Origin of the sequence: Flavobacterium sp., from assembly GCF_013822155.1 — a bacterium.
GTDB lineage: Bacteria > Bacteroidota > Bacteroidia > Flavobacteriales > Flavobacteriaceae > Flavobacterium.
Window position 1 is genome coordinate 1 of record NZ_PNJW01000101.1, and the last position, 4,290, is coordinate 4,290.

Consider the following 4,290-nt stretch of genomic DNA (forward strand, 5'->3'; position numbering starts at 1 on the left):
ATTTTTTCTTGAATGGCATTAGTATCTAATAATGATAAACTATTTGCTTGTGAAGAAATTAAAGGTATAAACATTAAAATAAATAAACTAACGGCCACTACCAATAATGTAAAGGTGGTAATGACTGCCCATAAATTATTGAATTTACATTTGTTTTTAAAAAACTCTACGATTGGATTTAAAATTAGGGTTAGAATTAAGGCTACTATCAAATAAATCAAGATGGTTCGAATGGCATAAATGAAAAACAAAATCAGAGCTATCAGGACTAATTTTCCTAATGCTTTTAAGATTCCATCGGCTATTATTTTTGAAGTCATTTTAAAAATGTATTAGTTATAAAATTAACGATTTAATTTGAACTAATTTGTAAAAACATAATGGACTAAGTTTGCACCCATTTTCAATGCTTTTTCTCTTACTTCTTTTGGGTCATTATGCACTTCCTCATCTTCCCAGCCATCACCTAAATCACACTCAAAGGTGTAAAATAGTACTAATCTGCCTTCAATGAAAATTCCAAATGCTTGTGGTTTTTGATTTTCGTGTTCATGAATTTTAGGCAATCCGTTTGGGAAAGAAAACGGTCCTTGAAAGATTTTATGTGTGGATGGAATTTCAACTAACTCATTATTCGGAAAAATTTTCTTGATTTCTTTACGAATGTATTTGTCCATCCCAAAATTATCATCAATATGTATAAATCCTCCGGAAGTTAAATAGTTTCTAAGGTTTAAGATTTCATTATCATTAAAAACAACATTTCCATGCCCCGTCATATGAACAAACGGATACGAGAGTAAATCTGGACTGCCGGGTTCAACAGTTGCCGGTTTATTTTTTAGATTGGTACTAATATTTTGGTTACAAAATTTAATTAAATTGGGTAAAGAAGTTGGATTAGCATACCAATCACCGCCGCCATTATATTTTAGTAAGGCAATTTCCTGAGCAAAAGTTTGAAATCCAATTAAAATTAAAAAGGCTAAAAAAATGTTTTTCATAAAACGAATTTATTCATTTTCAAATACAACCGAATGACAAGCCACAACTGCAGCAGTTTCAGTTCGCAAACGAGTATTTCCCAAAGATATGGGAATATATTGATTCTCTAGGGCTAATTGAATTTCCTTTGATGAAAAATCACCTTCCGGTCCAATTAAAATGGTGCAATTTTCACTTTTTTGTAAACAATCTTTCAACGTTTTTTTGTTAGTTTCTTCGCAATGAGCAATGAATTTTTGACCTACAATTTCTTTTTTTAGAAATTCCTTCAATGTGATAGATTCATTAAGAATAGGTAAAAAATATTGATTGGACTGTTTCATTGCTGATAGCAAAATTTTGTCAAAACGTTCCGATTTTATAACTTTTCGTTCAGAATGCTCACAAATAATAGGAGTAATTTCTTGAACTCCAATTTCTGTTGCTTTTTCTAAAAACCATTCATATCGATCATTCATTTTGGTTGGAGCAACAACTAAATGCAAATGGATTTTTGATTTTACCTGTTGTTCAAAGGAGATAATACTTACGGTACATTTTGAATCAGATGCCAAAATAATTTCTGTTTTAAATAATAATCCTAAACCATTGGTTACGAATAATATATCTCCTTCCTTTTTACGTAAAACTTTATTGATATGTTTGCTTTCTTCTTTGTCAAAAGAAAATTGTTTAGAATCTTTATCTATATGTTGAAAATAAAAAAGTTGCATTAAAATTCAATTCTTGCTTTTGAAACGACAGAGGCCTTTTCAAATTGATTATGTAAGTATTTTTGGTAACCAACAATCCCAATCATGGCTGCATTATCAGTGGTATATTCAAATTTAGGAATAAATGTTTTCCATCCAAATTTTGCTTCTGCTTCTTTCAACGTTTTTCGAATTCCTGAATTAGCAGAAACACCACCACCAATAGCAATTTGTTTAATGCCGGTTTGATTGACAGCCAACTTTAATTTTTCCTTTAAAATTTGAATGATAGTGAATTGAACCGAAGCACAGATATCTGCTTTGTTTTCTTCAATAAAATTTGGGTTTAATGCTGTTTTTTTTTGAACGAAATATAAAATTTGTGTTTTTAAACCCGAAAAACTAAAATTTAAACCTTCTACTTTGGGTTTTGTAAATCCAAATGCTTTTGGATTTCCCTCTTTAGCAAATTGGTCAATCAAAGGACCACCAGGATAGGGTAGACCTAAGATTTTAGCTGTTTTGTCAAACGCTTCACCCACGGCATCATCGGTTGTTTCACCAATAATTTCCATATCAAAAAAGTGGTTAACTTTCACGATTTGAGTATGACCACCGGAAATGGTTAAAGCTAAAAATGGAAAAGTTGGTTTATCAAAACCTTCCTCATCAATAAAATGAGCTAAAATGTGAGCTTGCATGTGATTAACGGCCAAGAGCGGAATTCCTAATGCCATTGAAAATGATTTAGCAAAAGAACTTCCAACTAAAAGGGAGCCCATTAAACCCGGACCTTGTGTGAAGGCAATACCATGAAGTTGCTTTTTAGAAATACCTGCTTTTTTTAAGGCTAAATCAACAACCGGCACAATATTCTGTTGATGTGCTCTTGAGGCCAATTCAGGCACAACTCCGCCAAATTCCTCATGAATACGCTGATTGGCAACAACATTGGATAATACTTTGTCATTTTGCAACACAGCAGCAGCTGTATCATCACAGGAACTTTCGATTGCTAATATAAAAATGGGGTCAAGTGTCATAAAGAGGCACGAATTTTGAACTATATTTGTTACCAATAATTTAGCGTATAAGAAAGTAAATTTCTTATGTTAAAATTATTTATTTTTGTGTTGTTGTAAAATTATAACTTTACAATAAACGTTACAAATTTATAACAAATAGGGGTATCAAAAAATTTAAAAAAATAGTATTACGATTTTTAGTGGTTTTTCTGCTACTAGTGCTGATACTCGGCATTCTTTTGTCGTTACCCGTGGTTCAAACTAAAATTGGACAATATATTACGGAACAAATCAATAAAGATTATGGTACTGATATTAATGTTGAGCAAGTTGCTTTGACCGTTTTTGGTGGAGTTAAACTTAAGAAGGTTTTGATTAAAGACCACCATAAAGACACGCTTTTTTATATTAATCGATTAAAAACTAACATATTAGATTTTAATAAATTGTACAATGGTGATTTATTATTTGGAGATATTAGAATGGATGGATTAATTTTTGACTTAAAACAATATAAAAGCGAAAAAGAAACCAATCTGGATAAATTTGTAAGTGCTTTTGATGATGGTACACCTTCTACCGGAAAATTTTTGATGAAAGCCAATGCTATTTATTTGAAAAACAGTCATTTTACAATGATTGATGAGAATAGCGAAAACCCAAAGATATTGGAATTTTTAAAAATTAATGCCCAATTAGATGGATTTAAAATTAAAGGAACAGATGTAACTACTGCTATTACAGAAATGTCTTTTATGGATTTCAGAGGAATGAAGGTTGAAAACTTAAAAACTCAATTTACTTATACCAAAAAGAATATTTTACTTCAAAAACTGAAGCTTTTAACTAAAAATTCATTGTTAAATGCTGATGTTGCTCTTCGTTATAAAAGAGAAGATTTTTCAGATTTTAATAATAAAGTAGTATTTGATATAAAGGTAGATACAGCTTCTGTTGCAACAAATGATATCGGATATTTCTACAAAGAGTTAGGAAAAAACAATAAATTCAATTTTACGGCTTCAATTTTAGGGACTTTAAATGATTTTCATACTAATCAGTTAAATTTAGTTGATTTGAATAATACTAAAATTATTGGTGATATAAATTTTAAAAACTTATTTGGTGATGAAAAACAAGGCTTTTTCTTAAAAGGCAAATTCGACAAGCTTACTTCAAATCACGATGATTTAGCCGCTTTATTGCCTAATATTTTGGGGAAATCATTGCCAAGTTCCTTGAAAAAATTAGGACAGTTTACAATTTTTGGGAATGCTGATATAACCACAAAATCAATTAAAACTGATTTTTTCATGACTTCTTCATTGGGTAATCTAGAAACAGATTTAGTCATGTCAAATATTGATAATATTGATAATGCAACCTATAAAGGTAATGTGATTTTAGATAATTTTAATGTGGGTTTATTATTAAACAGAAATGAACTTGGATTAGTTTCTATGAATTCTGATGTTGATGGAAAAGGTTTTACATTAAAATTGATAGACACAAAATTTAATGGTAAAATCAGTAAACTTGAATATAATAATTACACTTACACAGGAATT

Annotated in this window: 4 protein-coding genes and 1 pseudogene; 1 reads left to right on the plus strand and 4 read right to left on the minus strand. The window is 30.0% G+C overall.

What is annotated here, in order from left to right:
• The 4 genes from C0512_RS14690 to tsaD form a co-directional block, all read right to left on the minus strand.
• A partial coding sequence (locus C0512_RS14690) for an AI-2E family transporter (protein ID WP_290862897.1) occupies nucleotides 1-320 on the minus strand: 320 nt, incomplete at its 3' end.
• A gap of 42 nt (nucleotides 321-362) precedes the next feature.
• On the minus strand, nucleotides 363-1,004 hold the full coding sequence (locus C0512_RS14695; RefSeq protein ID WP_290862899.1) for a DUF4159 domain-containing protein: 642 nt from the start codon (nucleotides 1,002-1,004) through the stop codon (nucleotides 363-365).
• A gap of 9 nt (nucleotides 1,005-1,013) precedes the next feature.
• Nucleotides 1,014-1,718, minus strand: a complete 705-nt coding sequence (locus C0512_RS14700; RefSeq protein ID WP_290862901.1) for a 16S rRNA (uracil(1498)-N(3))-methyltransferase — start codon at nucleotides 1,716-1,718, stop codon at nucleotides 1,014-1,016.
• On the minus strand, nucleotides 1,718-2,740 hold the full coding sequence (tsaD, locus tag C0512_RS14705; RefSeq protein ID WP_290862903.1) for a tRNA (adenosine(37)-N6)-threonylcarbamoyltransferase complex transferase subunit TsaD: 1,023 nt from the start codon (nucleotides 2,738-2,740) through the stop codon (nucleotides 1,718-1,720). The genes C0512_RS14700 and tsaD overlap by 1 nt, the downstream gene beginning before the upstream one ends.
• Before the next feature lie 200 nt (nucleotides 2,741-2,940).
• Between tsaD and C0512_RS14710 the strand changes: the two are divergent.
• Nucleotides 2,941-4,290, plus strand: a pseudogene (locus tag C0512_RS14710) (translocation/assembly module TamB); the annotation flags it as partial.